Here is a 21,972-nt window from a genome sequence, read left to right on the forward strand (position 1 = left end):
AGGGATTTGTCTAAAGCCTCTGTTGCCTTACTCTTATAACGCCCTGCATATGCCACAGCCAAGCCGGATATGAGGAATGAACCTCACTGCACCATACAGGTATTACGGGAGAAGAAGCCTGCAGTGCTACGCGACGCGCACAGCCCGCTCCCAAACTGGCTGATTAAACAAAAAAAGCCCTGAGTATCATATAGATACTCAGGGCTTCAAAATTATACTAAGTGGAGATGCAGGGATTCGAACCCTGGTCCAGACAAGGAAACCGTCGTGCCTTCTACATGCTTAGGCTTATTCAGATTGTCGGGAGCTTGCAAGTATAAGCCAGGCTTATGCGCACTCCTTAGATGCTTCAGTTTCGCCTGCGCATCGCATCACTGCACAGACTAGTAAATCGGATCGAAGCCTCGTATGTGCAGGCAGATTCACGAAACCCGCACGAGACTATGGCTAGTGCTTAATACCTAGATTAAGCAGCCATGGCGTAGTTAGATTCGCCATTTATTGTTTGAACGAATTTTTAACAGGTGGCACGTTCATCACCCGGCATGCTTACACGCAATCTGCGCAAGCTGTCAATTCCAGTCATCCCCATAAGTGAAAGAACGCCTTCCTGCCGCATAATACTCAAGAAGCATGCCACAAAGATAAGAAATTTATCCGGAATTCCCTCCCTGTGGCTTCTATGAAACAGCGTTTGCTTCCGTAAGGTTTCATCCGGTTTATATATAGCCGCGCTGTCTGAACTGCCAGTATGCTGGTTATATAGGGCACAGCACACTTGCTCACTTATATATAAGGGGTATCGTACAACCGCCCTATATAAATAGCAGGCAAGAGCATTTATATATACCCTTGCCTGCCATTCAATCTATTCCGTCCGGAGCGAGGTGACAGGGTTGGCGACAGCCGTGCGGATGGCGTGGAAGCTGAGCGTGAGCGTGGCGATGATGACCGTGGAGACAAAGGCCACCGCAAAAATCCACCAGCTCAACTCTGTCCGGTCAGCGAAGTCGTTCAGCCAGCCGCCCATCAGGTACCAGCCCAGCGGCAGGGCAATGAGGTTGGCAATCAGCACCAGCTTCAGGAAATCCTTGCTGAGCATAAACACGATGCCCGACACAGAGGCACCCAGCACTTTCCGCACCCCAATCTCCTTGGTGCGCTGCTCAGCGGTGAACAGGGCCAGCCCGAACAGGCCGAGGCAGGAGATAAAGATGGCGATGCCGGCAAAGTAGTTGGTGAGCTTGCTGATGATGGCCTCGGAGCGGTACATCATCTCAAAATCGTCGTCCAGGAAGTGGTACTCGAACGGGTAAGCCGGGTTGTGCCGCTTCAGTATCTGCTCGATGGCGGCCAGCGCCTCCGTAGTCTTGCCCGGCGCAACCCGCGCGAAGACCAGGTTCTGGTCTTCCGGCAGCAGGCGCAGAATGAGCGGCTGCATGGTGCTGTGCATGGAGCGGGTGTGGAAGTCTTTCATCACCCCGATGATGTGGCCCCGGTTGCCCCACTCCAGCCACTCGCCCACCGGCTCCTCCAGTTGCATCAGGCGGGCGGCCTCCTCGTTCACAAGAAAAGCCGCCGTGTCCGTACCGTATTCTCTGGAGAAATCGCGCCCTTCTTTTATCTCAATGCCCATGGTCTCCAGGAAATCATAATCAACCGTCATCACGCTGAACAGGATATCGGCTGCCGGGTCTTTGCCCTTCCAATTGATGCCACCCGTGGAGTTGCCCACCATCAGCGGGTTCTGGTTGGCGGAACTCACGGCCATAATGCCCGGCACATCCTCCAGTTCGCGTTTCACTATCTCATAGCGGCTGCGCAGTTCGCCTTCCAGCGGCATATACACCAGGTTCTCGCGGTCCATGCCGATGTTCTTGGTCCGGATGTAGTGCAGCTGCAGGTATACCACCAGGGTGCTGATGATGAGCAGCGCCGAAAGGATAAACTGGAACACCACCAGGCCCTTGCGGAAGACAGCCACGCGGTTTCCCAGCCGCACCGTGCCCTTCAGCACCACCGCCGGCTTAAAAGACGAGAGGAAAAAGGCCGGGTAGCTCCCGGAAAAAAGGCCCGTGAGTACGGCCACACCCAGCAGCAGGAGCATCAGCTCCGGGTTCATCAGGTCGAGCTTGATGAACTTCCCGGTCAGGTCGTTAAACTGCGGGAGCAGCATGCCCGCCAGGTTCAGCGACAGGAAGAGCGCCAGGAAGGAAACGAGCATGGACTCCACCAGGAACTGGCGCACCAGGGCCGGTTTGCTGGCCCCGATGGCCTTGCGCACGCCTACTTCTTTGGCACGTTTCGCGGACCGGGCTGTGGCCAGGTTCATGAAGTTGATACAGGCAATCACAAGTATAAACACCGCCACAACAGAGAACAGGCGCACGTTCTCGATTCTGCCGCCGCCCACTTTCCCGTTGCGGAAGTCGCCGTGGAGGTACATGTCGCTGACCGCCTGCACAAACACCTCCGTCTCCGAGTCTTTGCTGTGGTTCATGATTATGGGCTTTACCTTCTCGTTGAGGGCGGCGATGTCGGTGCCGGGCTGCAGCAGCAGGAAGGTGCGCAGGGCGTTGCTGCCCCACTCCTTCAGCCAGTCGTTTCCGGGGCTGTTGATCCAGTCATCCACCGGCATCACGTAATCGAACTGCATGGAGGAGTTCTTCGGCACGTCCTGCATCACGCCGGTCACTTTGTAGCTCTTGCTGTTGTCCACTTTGAACATCTTCCCCATGGCCTCCTCCGGAGAGTCGAAAAACTGCCGTGCCACCGTCTCCGAAATCACCACAGAGTGCGGCTGCTGCAGCACCTGCGTGGAATCGCCGTACAGCAGCGGGAAAGAGAAGACCTCAAAAAACTCCGGGTCTGTATAACGGCCGTTCACTTTCAGCACTTTGTCATTGTGGGCGAAAAGCTGCTTCCACTCCCAGGTGGTGGAACGCACGGCATGTATCACCTCCGGAATTTCCTGCTCCAGCGCCTCAGCCAGCGGACCCGGCGTCGCGTCTATCATCAGGTCGTCAGCCCCGGGGTAATGCTGCACTTCCATCACCCGGTACAGTTGGTCCCCCTTCGCGTGGAACCTGTCGAAGCTCAGCTCATCCCGCACCCACAGCATGATCAGGATGCTGCAGGTCAGGCCGAGGGCCAGGCCCGATATGTTGATGAGGGAGAATAGTTTGTGGCGCATCAGGTTGCGCCAGGCCATCTTGAGGTTGTTCTTTAACATAGTCGTAGGCGTTGTGCTGTTATATATAGTTCCGTTTCCTGCCGCTTATTCCGGAGCTGGGCGTTTCGGGAAAGCTACAAGAAATTTATATGCCATTGTATTAACATGCTGATTATCAGCATATATAAACTTATCATCATCTTAGCAGTGTGCGCTTCCGATACACTTCTTTGCGCGACACCTGTGCGCTTGTGGTACAGCTTGTCTGAATCAGGATTTTCAGGATTAGAGGATGGGCAGGATGATGGTGGCTGATGAGGTAGAGACAATGCAGTGGCAGGTGAATTTCAAATAATCCGGATTATCAAAAAATCCTGTTCATCCTTTCCCATCCTGAAAATCCTGATTCAGACATTTTCACAGAATTAACTATATTCGTCTTGATAAACAGGCACTGGAACGAAAAATGGCCGCAGTAAAAAATGCCCGGGTACTGGTAGTGGACGACGAGAGCGATGTGCTCTTCGCCATCAAAATGCTGCTGAAAACGGAAGTAAAGCAGGTGGTGACGGAGAAGAACCCGGAGAACCTGCTCCCGCTGATTGAGAGGGAGCAGTTCGACGTCATTTTCCTGGACATGAACTTCAAAAGCGCCCTGAACACCGGCAACGAAGGCCTTTTCTGGCTGAAGAAGATTCTGGGCAAAGATCCTGGGGCCATGGTGGTGCTGATTACCGCCTACGGCGATGTGGAACTGGCGGTGCGGTCGCTGAAAGAGGGCGCTTTTGACTTCATTGTGAAACCCTGGCACAACGACAAACTCATCGAGACGCTCCACAACGCGCTGCAGGCCCGGCAGCATAAAGCCAAGGGTGGTAAAGCGGCCCCGACCCCTGCAAAGCCAGACGCAGGCTTTGAGATTCTGGGGGAGTCGGAGGCGCTTCGCGACGTGCTTTATAAAATCGAGAAGATTGCCCCTACCGAGGCCAACGTGCTGATATTGGGCGAAAACGGAACCGGCAAAGAGCTGGTGGCGCGCGCCCTGCACCAGAAATCTTTCCGGTCAGGCAAGCCCTTTATCAGCGTGGACATTGCCGCCCTCACAGATACCCTCTTTGAGAGTGAACTGTTCGGCTACAAAAAAGGCGCTTTTACCGACGCCAAAGAAGACCGCATGGGCCGATTTGAGGCGGCAAACGGCGGCACGCTGTTTTTGGATGAGATCGGGAACATATCCCCGGCCATGCAGGCCAAGCTGCTCACGGTGCTGCAAAACCGGCAGGTCATCCCGCTCGGCTCCAACACACCCGTTCCGGTAGACATCCGGCTTATCACCGCCACCAACGAGCCTATATATGAACTGGCGGCAAAAAACCAGTTCCGGAAAGACCTGATATACCGGATCAACACGGTGGAGATAACACTGCCCCCGCTGCGCGAGCGCCACGGTGATGTGGAGTTGCTCGCCCGCCATTTTGCCGCCCATTATGCCGCCAAAAACCACAAGCCGGCGCCATCTTTTACGGAGGCCACGCTGCGGAAACTGAACCAGCACAGCTGGCCCGGCAATATCCGGGAGTTGCAGCATGCCGTGGAGCGGGCCATTATTATGGCCGAGGACAACGTGCTGCAGCCGCAGGATTTCAGCTTCTCTAAAATGGAGGTGCCCGCTGCGCAGGATGCCACAGCCGTCTATATGTCCCACACTACCCTGCCGCTGCACGAGATAGAGCGCGAGACGATTCGCCGCGTCATCGAGAAAAACAAGGGCAACATCTCCAAATCGGCCAAAGAGCTTGGCCTTACCCGCACCGCCCTCTACCGCCGCCTGAACAAGCATGATATTTAAGCGCCTCGAGTTCGGGCTACTCGTCCGGTTTCTGCTGTTGCTGGGGATGATGTACCTCACGCTGCACTACCTGGTGCAGTTCACGTGGCTGCAGGTGGCATCTGGCGTGCTGGTGATGCTGGCGCAGGTGTGGGAACTGGCCAGGTATGTCACGCGAAGCAACAACGAGCTGGCGAAATTTCTGCAGGCCGTGAAGCAGCGCGACTTTTCGCAGCGCTTCAACGAGCACACCACCAATAGTTCGCTGCAGCAACTGCATCGCGCCTTCAACCTCATCAACGACACCTTCAAACAGCTGCACATCGAGAAAGAGGCGCAGTTTCAGTACATGCAGACCATCCTGCAGCTGATAGACACGGGCATTATGGCGGTGGAGGAGGAAACAGGTGAGGTGGAGTGGGCAAACGAGGCGCTGAAGAAGATACTGGGCCTTCCCTATCTGAAGAGTGTATCGGGTCTTGAACCGCGTTACCCGGTGCTATATGAGGCCGTGCAGCAGCTGCAGCCAAACGAGCACCGCCTCCTGAAGCTGAAGCTGCCGAACGGCACCTCACAGTTGCTGCTCTCAGCCTCGTCCTTCACGATGCAGCACCGCCACCTGCTGCTAATTGCGGTAAAAAACGTGAGCGCCACCGTAGACGAAACGGAGACCGAGGCCTGGCAGAAGCTGCTGCGCGTGATGACGCACGAAATCATGAACTCCGTGGCTCCCATCGCCTCGCTGGCCGACACGCTGGGCCGCCACCTGCAGCAGGAGCGCGAGCGGTATGTGCAGGAGCCCGACGCGGTTCCGGACCCGGAGCTGCTGGAAGATACAGAGCAGGGCATCGCCATCATCAAGAGACGAAGCGAAGGATTGTTGCGCTTCACGCACTTTTACCGCAACCTGAACAAGTCGCAGCAACTGCTGCTGACCACTGTGTATGTGCAGGAGCTGTTTAACAGCATCGACCGCCTGATGCGGCCACAGATGGAGGCGCAGGGCATCCTGTTTATATGCCACCTCCAGCCCAAGGACCTCACCCTGAACGCCGACGTGACCCTGCTGGAACAGGTGCTCATCAACCTCCTCCTCAACGCCAGACGGGCCGTGCAGGGCAGGCCTCAGCCGCGCATCATCCTGGCGGCCCAGCTAACGGAGGGCAAAACCGTGATTGAGGTGGAGGACAATGGCAGCGGCATCCCGGAGGAACTTCTGGAAAGCATCTTCATTCCGTTCTTCACCTCGCACAAGGACGGCTCCGGCATTGGCCTCAGCCTTGCCAAGCACATCATGCTGCTGCACAAGGGAAGCATTCAGGTAGAAAGCCAGGAGGGCGTGGGCAGCGTCTTCAGGCTGGTGTTTCCGTAGAGACGCAATATTTTGCGTCTCCCTACCTCGGTTCAGACGCTCGCGGGACCTTCGAACACCGCGAGGTCATTCGAAACGCAGTATTTTGCGCATCTAATGTCACGAATAACAGGAAAGGGGTCCGTGCCTCTTCATCCTTTCGCTGCCCTTAACCATTGTGCGTTGCTTTCGTTGACAGATAAATACAATCCAGAATCTATATATCACCAAATCAGCAGCGTCATGAAGAGCCAGAGCCTCCAGCAAACTGTAGCAGCTATCTTAGCGACAGCGGATATCAAAATAAACGGGCCTGACCCGTGGGATCTGCAAGTGCATGACGAGCGGTTCTACAAGCGTGTGCTCACTGAGGGAACATTGGGGCTGGGGGAGTCCTATATGGACGGCTGGTGGGACTGCGACAGCATTGACACCTTTGTATGCAAGGCATTACGGGCAGATCTTTACAGCAAGGCCCGGTTTGGCTGGAAGACTATTGCAAAAATGCTGCTGGCCCGGGTCCTGAACATGCAGGCCAAGGGAAGGGCGGCCCGCAATGCACAGCGGCACTACGACATCGGAAACCACCTTTACCAACTGATGCTGGACAAGCGCATGGTCTACAGTTGTGGCTACTGGAAGGGGGCGGATAATCTCGACCAGGCCCAGGAAAACAAGCTGGACCTCATTTGCCGGAAGATCAGGCTGCAACCGGGGCAGCGGGTGCTTGACATCGGCTGCGGCTGGGGCAGCTTCGCGAAGTTTGCCGCCGAGCGCTACGGCGCGGAAGTGGTGGGAGTCACCGTGTCGCACGAGCAGGCGAAACTGGGCAGGGAGATGTGCAAAGGGCTGCCCGTGGAAATCCGGCTGCAGGACTACCGCGAGGTGCATGAGCAGTTCGACCATGTGGTGTCGGTGGGGATGGTGGAGCACGTCGGTTACCGCAACCACCGCACGTTTATGAAGACGGTCGCCCGATGCCTGAAGGATGACGGCCTGTTCCTGCTGCACACCATCGGCCATCCCTTCTCCAAAACGTCTGCAGATCCCTTCACGAACACTTATATCTTCCCCAACTGCCTCATTCCTTCGCTGAGGCAGCTCGGGGCGGCCATGGAGCACCTGTTCATAGTGGAGGACCTGCACAACTTCGGAGCCTACTACGACCCTACCCTCATGGTCTGGTTCCAGAACTTCGACCGCAACTGGGACCAGCTAAAGGGCGAATATGACGAACGGTTCTATCGGATGTGGAAGTACTACCTGCTCTCCAGCGCCGGTTCGTTCCGGGGGCGCAACAACCAACTCTGGCAAATGGTGCTGTCGAAAAAGGGCGCTACGGGGGTATATGAGTCGGTGCGGTAATGCCGTAAAGTTAATTTTTCCGAAACGACACTTCAGGAACGTTCCTGTTTTTCAGTCCCCGTGTGGCAGGGCGAAAGGCAGCGTAAACCATCCTGTTTATATATAGCTGCCGCCCTTACCGTTTCGGCCATATAGGGTCCTCTACCTGCATGCTGAAGGCCTAGTTCTCAGGTGGATAAGTATCTGGAAAACTACTGGGCAAATCCACTCCCATCTCTCCTTGGGTTTGATTATCTTTGTCCTAATGGAGAATTTTGTAGTATCAGCGCGAAAATACCGCCCGGCCACCTTCGACAGCGTGGTGGGGCAGCACCATATCACCAACACCCTCAAAAACGCCATCAGCAGCCATCACCTGGCGCAGGCATTCCTTTTCTGCGGCCCGCGCGGGGTGGGCAAAACGACCTGTGCCCGCATCCTGGCCAAAACCATCAACTGCCAGAACATTACCCCGGAGGTGGAAGCCTGCAATGAGTGCGAGTCGTGCCGCAGCTTTAACTCTAACAGCTCGTTCAACATTCACGAGCTTGACGCGGCCTCCAACAACTCGGTGGAGGACATCCGGAACCTGGTGGAGCAGGTGCGGTATGCGCCGCAGACGGGCAAATACAAAATCTATATCATAGACGAGGTACACATGCTCTCGAACCAGGCCTTCAACGCTTTCCTGAAGACGCTGGAGGAGCCGCCTTCCTATGCCATCTTCATACTGGCCACCACCGAGCGCCACAAGATCATCCCGACTATCCTGTCGCGCTGCCAGATCTTTGATTTCAATCGCATCCGGATAGAGGACATGGTGCGTCACCTAGGCAGCATCGCGCAGAAGGAAAACATTCAGGCTGAGCCGGACGCCCTGCACCTGATCTCGCAGAAAGCAGACGGTGCCCTGCGCGACGCGCTCTCGATCTTCGACCAGATGGTGACCTTCTCGGGCAGCCATGTCACTTACAAGGCTACGGTCGAGAACCTGCACATCCTGGACTACGATTATTATTTCCGGCTGACGGACCACCTGCTGGAGCAGAACCTGTCGGGCTCACTGTTGCTGTTCGACGAGATTCTGAAGAACGGTTTTGACGCCCACAACTTCCTGGTCGGTATTGGCGAGCACTTCCGCAGCCTGCTGGTGTGCAAAGATCAGGCAACAGTGCAACTGCTGGAGGTGTCGGATAATATAAAAGCGAAATATGCGGAGCAGTCGCAGAAGGCAAGTGTCTCGTTCCTGCTGTCGGGCCTGAACCTGGTGAGCACCTGCGACATGCACTACAAGAGCAGCAAGAACCAGCGCCTGCACGTGGAACTGTGCCTGATGAAGATGGCGCACCTCAACGCCGCGCTGAACTTTGCCCAGGACGGAGCAGTAGCAAAAAAAGCTAAGGTAGCAGCGCCGGCACCAGCCGCTACCGGTTCAGCAGGTGCCACTACGCCGCAGCCGCAGCAGGGCCAGGTGCCCTCCGGAGGACTGCAGCAGCCCGTGCCGGGCAGCGTGCCTTCGGAGCGCCTGCAACCACCACACGCCCCCGCACAGGTTCCTTCTGAAGAGTTGCGGCACCCGCCAGCGCCGCAGGAGGTAACGCCGGATGCCCATATCGCGCCTGCCAACCCGCAGACGCCTCCGGGCTCAAGCCCCATCCCCAGCGCCCACACCCCGCGCTCCGGGGTGCAACTGCCGCCACCTAAAAAGCTGAGCAAGCTGCCCAGCCTGAAAGACCTGCAGCACGCGCAGGCCGCCGCCGAAACAGCCGTGGCCGAGGAAGAGGAAGAAGTGGCTTACGGCACCGTGGTGCCCGTGGATCCTGCCCGCCTGAAAACAGTGTGGCATAATGTGCTGCGCCGGAAGAAGTCGGAGAACATGATGGAGTACACGCTCCTGAACCGCCAATACCACGTGAGCGCCGAAAATGAGATAACGCTCCACCTCGAGAACCACGTGATGCTCGACCAGTTTACCACGCTGCGCCCTTCGCTGCTGGCAGAGCTTAAAAAAGAGCTCGGCAACCGCAGCATCCGGCTCACGGCGGAGGTGATGGAACTGGAGGAAGGCAATAAAATGTACACCTCGCAGGACAAATTCAACTACCTCGCCGAGAAATATCCGCTGCTCGTCGATATGAGGCAGCGCCTGGGGCTGGATATGGATTTTTGATAGTTAGTAATGAGGCGCAAAATATTGCGTCTCTACATATATCAATGCATATATAAAAACAGCAGATTCGCCCTTCCATGCCGCAAGTTTAAAATCTCACTGTTAAGCAAAAAAAGGCTGCCCAATCACTTAGGCAGCCTTTTTATATATAAACAGCTTTCTCTTAGAAATCAGCCAGGAGGCGGTTCAGCGTTTCGCTGGGGCGCATGGCCTTTTCTGTTTTTTCGGTATCCGGATGGTAGTAGCCGCCGATGTCCACGGGCTTGCCCTGGGCCGAAATCAGCTCATCCACAATCCTGCCTTCGTTTTCCGACAGCGCTTTCGCCAGTTTAGAGAAACGTTCCTTCAGTTCCTGGTCTTCGGACTGCTCAGCCAGCGCCTGTGCCCAATAGAGCGCCAGGTAGAAGTGACTTCCCCGGTTGTCGATTTCGCCCACCTTGCGCGCCGGCGACTTGTCTTTCTCCAGGAACTCCGCGTTTGCCTTGTTCAGCGCATCGGCCAGCACCTGCGCCTTTTCGTTCTTGGTCTTGAAGGCCAGATCTTCCAGCGAAACCGCCAATGCCAGGAACTCACCCAGCGAATCCCAGCGCAGGTAGTTTTCTTCTGTGAACTGCTGCACGTGCTTCGGCGCGGAGCCACCGGCCCCCGTCTCAAACAATCCGCCGCCGTCCAGCAACGGAACGATGGACAGCATTTTGGCGCTTGTGCCCAACTCCAGGATCGGGAACAAGTCGGTCAGGTAGTCGCGCAGCACGTTTCCGGTCACTGATATGGTGTCCTTGCCTTCCTTGGCGCGCTTCAGCGTATAGCGCATTGCCTCCACCGGAGACATGATCTGGATATCCAGCCCGTTGGTGTTGTGGTCTTTGAGGTAGCGCTCTACTTTCTTGATCAGGTTGGCGTCGTGCGCTCTTTGCGGGTCCAGCCAGAAAATGGCGGGCGTGTTGGTAATGCGGGCCCTGGTGACAGCCAGTTTCACCCAGTCCTGGATCGGGAGGTCTTTGGTCTGCGTCATCCGGAAGATATCCCCTTCCTCCACTTTCTGCTCCAGCAGGGTGTTGCCCGCCGCATCCACCACCCGCACGGTGCCATTCTCCGTCATCTCAAACGTCTTGTCGTGCGAACCGTACTCCTCCGCCTTCTGCGCCATCAAACCAATATTAGGCACCGTTCCCATAGTCGTGACGTCAAAAGCGCCGTTCTCTTTGTGGAACCTGATCACCTCTTCATATATACCGGCGTAGCTGCGGTCCGGGATAATGGCTTTGGTATCGTGCAGTTTGCCGTCCGGCCCCCACATTTTACCGGACGAGCGGATAGCGGCCGGCATGGAGGCATCGATGATCACGTCGCTCGGCACGTGCAGGTTGGTGATGCCTTTGTCGGAGTTCACCATCGCCAGGGCCGGGCCCTTCTCGTAAGCGGCTTTGATATCGGCCTCTATCGCTGCCCGCTTGTCTTCCGGCAGCTTCTGGATTTTATTGAAAACATCGCCCAGACCGTTTTTAGGGTCTACGCCTATTTCCTTAAAAGTACTGGCGTGCTTGTCGAACACATCCTTGAAGAAAACGGTAACGGCATGTCCGAACATAATCGGGTCCGACACTTTCATCATGGTCGCTTTCAGGTGCAGCGACAGCAGCACGTCCTTGTCCTTGGCATCGGCTATCTCCTTCTCCAGAAACGAGCGCAGGGCCTTGCGGCTCATCACGGCCGCGTCAATCACTTCGCCTTCCGATAGCGTTGTCTTTTCCTTCAGCGTCTTTGTTTTTCCGTCAGCGCCCACAAACTCAATCTTCACGTCGCCAGCCTTCTCCACCACCACCGATTTCTCGCTGCCGTAAAAGTCGCCTTCGCTCATATGGGCCACGTGCGATTTTGAGTCAGAGGTCCAGGCGCCCATGGAGTGCGGGTTCTTTTTGGCGTACTGCTTCACGGCGTCTGCCACGCGGCGGTCGGAGTTGCCTTCGCGCAGCACCGGGTTCACGGCGCTTCCCAGGATTTTGGCATAGCGCGCCTTGGCGTCTTTCTCATCGTCGTTCTTTGGCTCCGCCGGATAATCGGGAATGTCATATCCCTGCGCCTGCAGCTCTTTGATAGCCGCCGTCAACTGCGGGATGGAGGCACTGATGTTGGGCAGTTTGATGATGTTGGCCTCCGGCGTTTTGGCCAGCTCGCCCAGATAGGCAAGCTCGTCGCTTTGTTTCTGGTCCTCGGACAGCCGCTCAGGAAAGGCAGCCAGAATACGCCCGGCAAGGGAGATGTCCCTGGTCTCTACATCAACGCCAGCGGCCTTGGTGAAGGTTTTCACAATCGGCAACAAGGAGTAGGTCGCCAGCGCCGGCGCTTCATCCGTTATGGTGTAAACAATTTTAGCTGTTTTTGTCGTCATCTTGTTCTGTTTGTTTAATTTATATTACCCAACGAAGGGCTGTATTCTGGTTATAATCCATATATAGCTCCGGCTTGCCGCCATACGGCCCTGCCTCTGAAGGCATCTGGCTGGGCAATCCGTTCCGAAGCAAATATAACAGACTTTTTGATATAGGTCAGGTATGCGTGCGGCTTTCCCGCCAATTGGGAAAACCACATAGGCGCCGCACGGCACGAAGTGCGGGTTAACCTACTGCAGGCATATAGAGATTTGGTTGCGGTTGCGCGGGGCGAACTCCTGCCAAAGGAGGGTAGATCAGTTTTCCTTCTGCTCCTGCAGCAGTTCGATCACCTGTTCGTCGCTTACCTGCGAAAACTCCTCGTAAAACTGCCCCACCGCCTGAAAACTAATGGGCACCAGCAGGCACACCACCTCATCCACCAGGCTGCTGACAGTCTCATAGGCCGAAGGAGACGCCACGGGCACGGCCACCACGATTTTGCGGGGCTGCTCTTTCTTCACCAGGTCGATGGTGGCCAACAGGGTTTTGCCGGTGGCTATGCCATCGTCCACCAGAATCGCCACCCGGTCGTGCAGGGGCACATGCTTCCGGTTGCCCATATATAAGCTGTACTTCTGCCGCAGGCCCTCCCGTATGCGCTCCACCTCCGCGGCTATATATGCCTGCGGCACGTCTGCGCGCGTGTCTACCTGCACCGAGTCGAGGCTGACGGAGCCGATGGCGAACTCAGGATTGGCGGGGTGGCCTATCTTTTTGGACAGCGTTACCTCCAGCGGCATACCCAGGTGCCTGGCAATGGGCGCCGCCACAGGCACGCCGCCACGCGGAATGGCCAGCACGACGCCCTGCTGACCCCGGTACTTTTCCAGCCGCTCCGCCAGCAGCCGGGCGGCAGTCTCCCTGTTTCGGATAAAGTTATAGCTCATCGTTCCCTCCTGCTTTCTTAATTTTGAATAAGTGATTGAGTGAATTTTCAATTTTGAATAACAGACTTTTGAATAATTGAATATACACACCGGCTGTCTTGCTAAAGGAATCCTGCTGCTAAGTCACAAAACAGAGGATATATATAAATTTATTTATTCTATAAAATGGAGCAGGTGTGCAGCATGAATTCTCCTTCGAGCATTCTCTCCAAATTCGCCCAATCATTCATTCCAAATTCACTCAATCACTCATTCGCTCAATCACTCATCCCAAATTACCCCTACGGCCGGTTCTGGTGCAGGGGCTGCTGCTTGCCGGGCTCCAGGTATTTCCGGAACCAGTCGGTGGCCAGTTGCGCCGCCATCTCCAGGGCGCCGGGCTCCTCGAACAGGTGCGTGGCGTCCGGCACAATCTCCACGTCTTTGATGCACTGCATCTGGTTCTGGGCCTGTATGTTCATCTCCAGCACGCTTTCGTCTTTGCCGCCCACGATCAGCAGCGTGGGCACCAGCAGGTCGGGCAGCACGGCGTCGGCCAGGTCGGGGCGGCCCCCGCGACTGACGACAGCCTTGATAATATCAGGCCCTTCGGCAGCGGCGGCTCCGATAGCGGCGGCCGCCCCGGTGCTGGCCCCGAAAAAGCCGATGTTCAGGTCCTGCGTCCTCAGGTCTTGCTGTACCCAGTAGGTGGTTTCAATCAGGCGCTGGGTGAGTTTGGGGATGTCGAAGCGGTTTTGAGTGTCGCGGTCCTCTTCCTCCGTCAGCAGGTCGAAGAGCAGCGTGGCGAAGCCCGAGCGCTGCAGGTGCTCGGCCACGAAGCGGTTCCGTTTGCTGAGGCGGCTGCTGCCGCTGCCGTGTGCGAAAACCACCAGGCCTTTCGCCTTCTCCGGCACGGCGAGGTCGCCCAGCAGCGACACTCCCTGTACATCAATCCGCACACTGTCGTAGAATTTGTAGTTTGCCATAGCTCATATATAGTTGGGGTAGCTGCGTTCCATGCAGCTTGTCTTTATAAATTACGACCTCTCCTTTCCAAAGTTCAGGAGCGGCAACTCCGGCCATGGTTTACCCCGTATTCCCTGTAGCCATCTATATATGCCCATGCCACGCCACCTCTCCCACCTCCTCCTGCTGCTGCTCTGTGTGCTTGGCAGCGCCTGTACCTCCGACAAGCAGGAAGCCGGCAATAGCGGCACCGACTTAAACAGCAGCGGAACCGACTCTTTAGAGGCCTTGCAGGAGGAAACGGCGCGAAAGGACACCACAGTTTTCCGGGATGCTTTCGAACAGTTTTTCACGGCCCTGCAGGCGGCGGACACCGCCGCGCTGAACCGGTTCATTCACCCGGAACTGGGCGTCTGGATGATAGAGCAGCCGGGGGCGCTGCCCAAAATGACGCATGTGACCGATATTAGTGCGTTTAAGCGCGAATACCAGGACCGCTCATTTTTTACGGTTGCAGAAGAGGTGAAGGCGTGCGAGCTATCGGAGGAACCCTTCCCGACATTCGACTGCGCTGCTATGGATTATGAGGCAGGAGAAACCGGATACAGCAAAGACGGCTGCTTTGTCTGGAAGCCCGGCAAGTTCCAGAAAAGCGGCTACTGGAACTACGCCAACCTCTCTCCGTCCCAAATTAGGCAAATAGAGGCCATGCTTCCGCTGGTCCGGCGCTCGGTGCTGCACACCAACACATCCTTCGAATTCCATTTCGGCTATATAGACCAGCAGTGGCGGCTCCTTTTCGCGAAGCTCATATACCCCTGCAGCGCTTGATTTTAACTTTGAATGAGTGGTTGAGTGAATTTTGAATGAGTGATTGAGTGAATGAGTGAATTTTAATTTTGAATAACTGAATTTTGAATAGCTGAATAAGAAGGCGGTGTTGACACCCTGTTATCATATATCAATCAGCCCTATATCACCCCATCATATACCATTCGGAACTCGTAATTCGTAATTAAAAAAGATGGCTTACTATAGAAATTTTGATACGCCTCCGCCCGACCCAAAGGTGCTGCAGGCGCTCACAGCGCAGCAACGGCAGATGCAGGAGCGCATCATCCTCCAGAAACCCGACTTCGACCTGAAGCTCATTGCCGGCTGCGACTCCTCCTTTATCGGGGAAGACACCATCCTCTCCGTATTTGTGCTGCTGACCTACCCAAGCCTGGAAGTGGTGGAGAAAGTGTGGCACCGGGGGCCGGTGGAGTTGCCGTATATACCTGGTTTCCTGGCCTTCCGCGAGGCTCCCAACCTGCTGAAAGCCTTCGAGAAGTTGCAGCAGAAGCCAGACCTGATTATGGTAGACGGGCACGGCATCTCGCACCCGCGCCGCCTGGGTATTGCCACGCACCTGGGCCTGCACCTGAACAAACCCACCATCGGCGTGGCCAAAAAGGTGCTGGTGGGGAAATACACCGAGCCCGCCGCCACCAAAGGCGCTGTCTCCCCGCTTATATATAAAGACGAGCACATCGCCAACGTGCTCCGCACCAAAGACAACGTGAAACCCGTGTTTGTGTCGCCCGGCCACCTGATGGACCTGGAATCTGCCACCGACATTGCCTTGGCCTGCGCCATCAAGCACAAGCTACCCGAGCCAACCCGCCTGGCTGACCATTATGCGGCAGTGTATAAGCGGGAAGTCTGAATCAGGATTTACAGGATTGGGAAGGATGGACAGGATTTTATTTTTAAATTTTTAGGATGAGAGGGTAGTTCAAATAATACAGTAATGCATTTAGACGACGTAACTTATAAGATTATAGGATGTGCGATGAACGTGCATAATACTTTGGGGAGCGGATTCCAGGAGGTAACATATCAGCGATGCTTGGCTATCGAACTTGAAAAGGAAGGGCTAGGCTTTGAGCAGGAGAAAGAGCAGGTTATCTATTATGACGGAGCTGGAGTTGGGGGCAGACGAGCAGACTTTGTAATTGAGAACAGCATTGTGGTAGAGTTAAAAGCGTTAGTGAACCTGGAAGACATACGCCTGGCGCAGGCCAAGAATTATACAGTAGCTTATAATTTTCCATTAGGTCTGCTGATCAACTTCGGCGCCCTCAGCCTCCATTATAAAAAATGTTCAACAATAGCTACAAATTAACTTCATCCTTGAATTTTACACCCCTGGAAAATCCTGCACTTCCTTCCAAATGCTGTAAATCCTGATTCAGACAATTTGTCTCAAACCTCCACATTTACCATTCTTCAGCATGACATAATTACATACAAACCACCCAAAAGTACCACTGGTGCGTAAATTGATTGTATAGCGATTGTAAGTAAAACCAAAGGAAACAAACAAGGATATGAACTTTAACAACTATACCATCAAAGCGCAGGAGGCCATCCAGAAGGCCACCGAGATAGCGGGCGGCAACCAGCAGCAGGCTATCGAGACCGGGCACATATTGAAGGCGATTCTCCAGACAGACGAGAACGTCACGACCTTCCTGCTGCAGAAACTGAACATCAACGGCAACATCCTCAACAGCAAGCTGGACGAAATTGTGGCCGGTTACCCGAAAGTAACGGGCGGAGGCGGCCCCTATTTAGCCAATGACGCCAATGCAGCGCTGCAGAAAGCCACCTCCTATTTGAAAGAGTTTGGCGATGAATATGTCGCCATCGAGCACATGCTGCTGGGCCTGCTGGCTGGCCGCGACAAAGTGGCTGGCCTGATGAAGGACGTAGGCTTCAACGAGAAAGACCTTAAGAAAGCCATCAAAGAGTTACGCGGCGGCGCCAAAGTAACCGACCAGAACGCCGAGGCCAAGTACAACTCGCTGAAGCGCTACGCCAAAGACCTGAACGAGCTGGCGCGTGCCGGTAAAATTGACCCGGTGATTGGCCGTGATGAGGAGATTCGCCGCGTGCTGCAGATTCTGAGCCGCCGCACCAAGAACAACCCGGTGCTGCTGGGTGAGCCCGGCGTGGGTAAAACCGCCATTGTGGAAGGCCTGGCGCAGCGCATTGTGGCCGGCGACGTGCCCGAGAACCTGAAGTCGAAGACGCTAATGAGCCTGGACATGGGCCTGCTGGTAGCAGGTGCCAAATACAAGGGTGAGTTTGAGGAGCGCCTGAAAGCGGTAATCAAAGAAGTGATTGACGCAGAGGGCGAAATCGTGCTTTTCATCGACGAGATTCATACCCTGATTGGCGCGGGTGCCGGTGGCGAGAGCGCCATGGATGCGGCCAACCTGCTGAAACCGGCCCTGGCGCGCGGTGAACTCCATGCAATTGGTGCGACCACGCTGAAAGAGTATCAGAAGTATATCGAGAAAGACAAGGCGCTGGAGCGGCGCTTCCAGGCGGTGATGGTGGACGAGCCGAGCGTGCCGGATGCCATCTCTATTTTGCGCGGTATCAAAGACAAATACGAGCTGCATCACGGGGTGCGCATCAAAGACGATGCAATTATCGCTTCCGTGGAACTCTCGAACCGCTATATAACAGACCGCTTCCTGCCAGACAAGGCAATTGACCTGATGGACGAGGCGGCTGCCAAACTCCGCATCGAGATCGACTCTTTGCCAGTGGAACTGGACGAATTGCAGCGCCGCATCATGCAGCTGGAGATTGAGCGGGAAGCCATCCGCCGTGAAAATGACAAGGACAAGGAAACAGTGCTCTCCAAAGAAATAGCCGACCTGAGTGGCAAGCGCGATGACCTGAAAGCCAAATGGCAGAACGAGAAGCAGCTCATCGAAGGGCTGCAGCACGAGAAAGAGAACATTGAGCAGTACAAACTGGAGGCCGAGCAGGCAGAGCGCTCCGGCGACTATGGCCGCGTAGCCGAGCTGCGCTACGGCAAAATTCAGGAGGCCGAAGCCAGGCTAAAGCAGTTGCAGGATCAGGTACATGAGATGCAGGGCGAAAACCCGATGCTGAAAGAAGAGGTGAACGCCGAGGATATTGCCGAGGTGGTGGCCAAATGGACAGGCATCCCGGTCAGCAAGATGCTGCAGAGCGACCGTGAGAAACTCCTGCACCTGGAGCAGGAACTGGGCAAACGCGTGGCCGGCCAGGAGGAGGCCATCGGGGCCATCTCGGATGCCGTGCGCCGCAGCCGGGCCGGCATGCAGGACCCGCGTCGCCCGATCGGCTCGTTCATCTTCCTGGGCACCACCGGTGTGGGTAAAACAGAGCTTGCCAAGGCGCTGGCCGAGTACCTCTTCAACGACGACAACGCGATGGTGCGCATCGATATGAGTGAGTACCAGGAGCGTCATGCCGTGAGCCGCCTGATTGGCGCGCCTCCGGGATATATAGGCTACGACGAAGGGGGCCAGTTAACGGAGGCGATCCGCCGCAAGCCGTACTCGGTGGTGCTGCTCGACGAGATTGAGAAGGCGCACCCGGACGTGTTCAACATCCTGCTGCAGGTGCTCGACGACGGCCGCCTCACAGACAGCAAAGGCCGTGTGGTGAACTTCAAGAACACCATCATCATCATGACCTCGAACATCGGCTCGCACATCATCCAGAGCAATTTTGAGACGATGGATGAGTTTAACCACGAGGAGGTGATCGAGCGCACCAAGGACGAGGTGTTCGACCTGCTGAAGAAGTCGGTAAGGCCGGAGTTCCTGAACCGAATTGACGAGCTGGTGATGTTCCGTCCGCTGAGCCGTGGCGACATCCGCAAGATTGTAGATATCCAGTTCGGCCACATTCAGGACAGGCTGGAAGAAAGTGGTATACAGCTGATAGCCACCGACGAGGTGCTGGATTACCTGGGCGAGCAGGGCTTCGACCCGCAGTTCGGTGCCCGTCCGCTGAAGCGTGTGCTGCAGCGCCAGATCCTGAACGAGCTGTCGAAGGACATCCTTTCCGGCAAGATCAGCAAGGATTCGGTGGTGGAAGCCACCCTGGAAGACGGCAGAATCAGGTTCGTGAACGTGGATGTGGAAATCCCTACAGGCGAATAAGCAGTATAAGGTTTGAAGTTTAGTTGTAAAAAGGCCGCCCGCTTGGGTGGCCTTTTTGTTTTAGAGCATATTTGGCTGGTGGCCATTCAGACCACACGTTTTCAGAAGATCTCGCGGTGTCCGAAGGTCCCGCGAGTGTCTGTCTGCGTCAGAGGCTAAGGCTATATATACGCCGGACGCGCGCACGCTGCAAGATCTTTTTAGCAGAAACATCTGCTTCCCAAACACAACTCTTTTCCACTTCCGCGCTGATTCCAGAATCTTCACCGCCGACAGGATATTTCCGGCGATGAGCGGTACTGCTCCGAACTAATGCAGCCGGTTCACTTATCCCCTGCCTCTCAAACAAAAAAGCGCCAGCCACCCCGGCCGACGCTTCGCTTATATATCCCCTGATTTCTGACTACTGAAAGTCTGGCACCACCTGCACGCACACGGGCTTGCTTACCTGCGCCTCGTGGCCTGTGGCGGTCAGCTTGCCGGTTGCTTTGTCTATTTTAAACGAAGTGATGCTGTTGGAGCGCTCGTTGGCCACCAGCAGCACATTCCCGGTCAGGTCAATGGTCATGTCGCGGGGCCAGTCGCCGCCGGTGGGCACGTTCTCCACGTACGTCATTTTGCCTGTATTTTCGTCGAGGCCGTAGACCACAATGCTGTTGTGCCCGCGGTTGGAGCCATACAGGAACTTCCCGTCCGGCGATACCCGGACAGCGGCAGGGAAATTGTCTTTCCCGTAATCTGAAGGGATGGTGGGCAGCGTCTGCACCTCAGCGAACGTGCCGTTGTTACCGTCGTAGGCAAGGGCCGTCATGGTGGAGTTGAGTTCGTTTATCACGTAGGCATATTTCCCGTCCGGGTGAAACGCCATCTGGCGCGGCCCCGCGGCGGGTGCGGCGGCAAAAGCCACGGCAGGTTCCGTGGGCGTCAGGGTGCCGCTGCCGGAGTCGAGGCGGTAACCTAAAATCTTGTCAATCCCTAAATCAACAGAATAGACATATTTGTTGTCCAGGCTTGGGGCGATATAGTGGGCGTGGGGGGCCTCCTGCCGGTCTTTGTTAGGGCCAGTGCCTTTGTGCTGCTCCACATCAGCGGCCCCGGCCAGTTGTCCGTTATCCTGGATGGGGAATGCGGCCACGTTGCCGCCCGAGTAGTTGGCCACCAGCGCCGTTTTGCCGCCTTCGCCCAGGGATATATAACAGGGCGCTCCCCCCTTGGAGGCCACCTGGTTCAGCAGTGTCAGGTCTCCGGTTTGCTGGTCGACGGAGAAAGCGCTGACCGCTCCGCTCTTTTGCCCCTGGTAGTCGCCGGTTTCGTTCACGGCATACAAGTGTTTGCGCTGCGCATCCAGGGTCAGGAACGAGGGGTTGGCCCCGGCCTTGAAGCCGCTCACGCGGGTCAGCTCCCCGCTTTCGGGGTTCAGCTTATACAAAAAGATGCTCTCCTTGCCAGCATCGGCGTAGGTGCCTATATATACCATGGCTGTCGCTTCGTTTAGTGTCTCGGTTTCGGCGGCCGTTTCTTCCGAGGCGGCCGTATCCGGAGTATTGGAGTTACAGGCCGACAGCGCCAGCGATAAAATCAGCACGCCTGCCGTTGCTGCTTTTACAATGTTGTGCCGGGTAGGGTTGCGGGGATGCTTCATGTTCTTGTTTTGGTGGTTTATATATAGGAGGACATTCAGGGCGGCAGGCTATATATAGGTTTGATGCTCTCTGCGCTGCTTCTATCAAATTGTACTCAAAGTAAGAAATAAAGCTGTATTGTTATCAAATCCTGCCCGTATTTCCTCAGAGGGCCATATCATATATGGCTGCCCAACACGTGAATTTCGGGTTTCCGTAGTAGACAGTGCCTGCGCTGAGAATAGCTGTTCATCCCTGCGGACCCTGCTACTTCTAAATTCCATAGCTGGTTTTGGTGCTCTCAGGGCGAGGGCATAGCATTAACTTACCATATATGGCTTCATACTGCCCGAAAAAATTTCAATAGGCTCAATTTAAGAGCTGAAGTTAGTCCTCCTAAAGCATCGGAAACAGCCTATTTGGGAGGAAAGGCTTCAGATTGAGGTGCGGTCAGCATTACTTGAAAGGATTGAGTTCCGGATTTGCGGGGCTGTTGCAAGTGTGTGGGCAAAGGCTTAATTTGCCTGCTCGTACGCCGTCACCCTTACTTTAGCTAACCTGTGTCCTCCGTTTTCTCGACCTATATACAACTGGGCTTTCACCATATCTTCGATCTCAACGCCTACGACCACATGCTGTTCCTGCTGGCCCTGAGCGCCATCTACACGCTCAGCGACTGGCGCAAAGTCATTGCCCTGGTCACCTCCTTCACCATCGGCCACTCCGTCACGCTGGCGCTCGCCACCTTCAACATCATCCAATTCGACACAGCCCTGATTGAGTTCCTGATCCCGGTCACCATCCTGCTCACCTGCATCACCAACTTCTTCAAACTGAAGGGCGCGGCGGGCAAGCAAAATACCATCCTGTCGCTGCATAACCTGATGGCGCTGTTTTTTGGGCTGATCCACGGCATGGGCTTCTCCAACTTCCTGAAGGCGATGCTGGGGCGCAACGGCAGTATATGGCAGCAACTGCTGGCCTTCAACATCGGCATCGAGCTGGGGCAACTGCTGATTGTGGCCATCCTGCTGCTGGCCGGGGCTGTTATCTTAAATGTGTTTCATGCCAAGAAGCGCGACTGGATTATGGTGCTGTCGAGCGCGGCGGCGGGCATTGCCCTGGTTTTGATGCTGGAAACAAACATCTTTTAGATCCAAATTCCTATATTTGAACTTTATGCCTGAACGAACCCCTTACTATATAACCTTACTACTTTACCCG

14 protein-coding genes and 1 other RNA gene are annotated in these 21,972 nt (G+C 55.5%); 9 read left to right on the forward strand and 6 right to left on the reverse strand.

Annotated elements, in window-relative coordinates:
• Window positions 1-219: 219 nt before the first annotated feature.
• Together ssrA and GSQ62_RS08470 are read right to left on the reverse strand one after the other, a co-directional pair.
• Window positions 220-590, reverse strand: a transfer-messenger RNA (tmRNA) gene (ssrA, locus tag GSQ62_RS08465).
• Window positions 591-868: 278 nt separating this feature from the next.
• Window positions 869-3,232 carry an ABC transporter permease gene (locus tag GSQ62_RS08470; protein ID WP_161889104.1) on the reverse strand — a complete coding sequence of 788 codons (2,364 nt, stop codon included), beginning with the start codon at window positions 3,230-3,232 and terminating at the stop codon, window positions 869-871.
• 406 nt (window positions 3,233-3,638) lie between these two features.
• Here GSQ62_RS08470 and GSQ62_RS08475 point away from each other — a divergent pair, with 406 nt between their 5' ends.
• The 4 genes from GSQ62_RS08475 (at window position 3,639) to GSQ62_RS08490 (ending at window position 9,865) form a co-directional block, all read left to right on the forward strand.
• The gene (locus GSQ62_RS08475; protein ID WP_161889105.1) at window positions 3,639-5,021 is read left to right on the forward strand and encodes a sigma-54-dependent transcriptional regulator; all 1,383 of its coding nucleotides are present in this window, start codon (window positions 3,639-3,641) and stop codon (window positions 5,019-5,021) included.
• A complete protein-coding gene (locus GSQ62_RS08480) occupies window positions 5,011-6,372 on the forward strand; it encodes a sensor histidine kinase (protein WP_161889106.1) in 1,362 nt (453 codons plus the stop codon). Before GSQ62_RS08475 ends, GSQ62_RS08480 begins: the two co-directional genes overlap by 11 nt.
• A gap of 222 nt (window positions 6,373-6,594) precedes the next feature.
• Window positions 6,595-7,716, forward strand: a complete 1,122-nt coding sequence (cfa, locus tag GSQ62_RS08485; RefSeq protein WP_161889107.1) for a cyclopropane fatty acyl phospholipid synthase — start codon at window positions 6,595-6,597, stop codon at window positions 7,714-7,716.
• Window positions 7,717-7,960: 244 nt separating this feature from the next.
• On the forward strand, window positions 7,961-9,865 hold the full coding sequence (locus tag GSQ62_RS08490; RefSeq protein WP_161889108.1) for a DNA polymerase III subunit gamma/tau: 1,905 nt from the start codon (window positions 7,961-7,963) through the stop codon (window positions 9,863-9,865).
• A 163-nt stretch (window positions 9,866-10,028) separates the two neighbouring features.
• Here GSQ62_RS08490 and GSQ62_RS08495 read toward each other — a convergent pair whose 3' ends face one another.
• From GSQ62_RS08495 to GSQ62_RS08505, 3 genes are all read right to left on the reverse strand, one after another.
• Window positions 10,029-12,257 (reverse strand): NADP-dependent isocitrate dehydrogenase, encoded by a 2,229-nt coding sequence (locus tag GSQ62_RS08495; protein ID WP_161889109.1) that lies wholly within the window; start codon window positions 12,255-12,257, stop codon window positions 10,029-10,031.
• A gap of 297 nt (window positions 12,258-12,554) precedes the next feature.
• On the reverse strand, window positions 12,555-13,187 hold the full coding sequence (locus GSQ62_RS08500; RefSeq protein WP_161889110.1) for a phosphoribosyltransferase: 633 nt from the start codon (window positions 13,185-13,187) through the stop codon (window positions 12,555-12,557).
• A 281-nt stretch (window positions 13,188-13,468) separates the two neighbouring features.
• The gene (locus GSQ62_RS08505; protein ID WP_161889111.1) at window positions 13,469-14,152 is read right to left on the reverse strand and encodes a dienelactone hydrolase family protein; all 684 of its coding nucleotides are present in this window, start codon (window positions 14,150-14,152) and stop codon (window positions 13,469-13,471) included.
• Window positions 14,153-14,282: 130 nt separating this feature from the next.
• Between GSQ62_RS08505 and GSQ62_RS08510 the strand changes: the two genes are divergently transcribed.
• The 4 genes from GSQ62_RS08510 (at window position 14,283) to clpB (ending at window position 19,126) form a co-directional block, all read left to right on the forward strand.
• Window positions 14,283-14,963 (forward strand): hypothetical protein, encoded by a 681-nt coding sequence (locus GSQ62_RS08510; RefSeq protein ID WP_237587089.1) that lies wholly within the window; start codon window positions 14,283-14,285, stop codon window positions 14,961-14,963.
• 193 nt (window positions 14,964-15,156) lie between these two features.
• The gene (gene nfi, locus GSQ62_RS08515; protein ID WP_161889112.1) at window positions 15,157-15,840 is read left to right on the forward strand and encodes a deoxyribonuclease V; all 684 of its coding nucleotides are present in this window, start codon (window positions 15,157-15,159) and stop codon (window positions 15,838-15,840) included.
• 84 nt (window positions 15,841-15,924) lie between these two features.
• Entirely contained in the window at window positions 15,925-16,299 is a 375-nt protein-coding gene (locus tag GSQ62_RS08520; protein WP_161889113.1) for a GxxExxY protein, read from the forward strand.
• A 205-nt stretch (window positions 16,300-16,504) separates the two neighbouring features.
• Window positions 16,505-19,126: an ATP-dependent chaperone ClpB gene (gene clpB / locus GSQ62_RS08525; RefSeq protein WP_161889114.1), complete on the forward strand. Its 2,622-nt coding sequence runs from the start codon at window positions 16,505-16,507 to the stop codon at window positions 19,124-19,126.
• A 403-nt stretch (window positions 19,127-19,529) separates the two neighbouring features.
• Here the strand turns inward: clpB and GSQ62_RS08530 are convergent, their stop codons facing one another.
• Window positions 19,530-20,768 (reverse strand): lactonase family protein, encoded by a 1,239-nt coding sequence (locus tag GSQ62_RS08530; protein WP_161889115.1) that lies wholly within the window; start codon window positions 20,766-20,768, stop codon window positions 19,530-19,532.
• Window positions 20,769-21,308: 540 nt separating this feature from the next.
• Between GSQ62_RS08530 and GSQ62_RS08535 the strand changes: the two genes are divergently transcribed.
• Entirely contained in the window at window positions 21,309-21,902 is a 594-nt protein-coding gene (locus GSQ62_RS08535) for a HupE/UreJ family protein (RefSeq protein ID WP_161889116.1), read from the forward strand.
• Window positions 21,903-21,972: the final 70 nt, after the last annotated feature.

Origin of the sequence: Pontibacter russatus (assembly GCF_009931655.1) — a bacterium.
Lineage (GTDB): Bacteria > Bacteroidota > Bacteroidia > Cytophagales > Hymenobacteraceae > Pontibacter > Pontibacter russatus.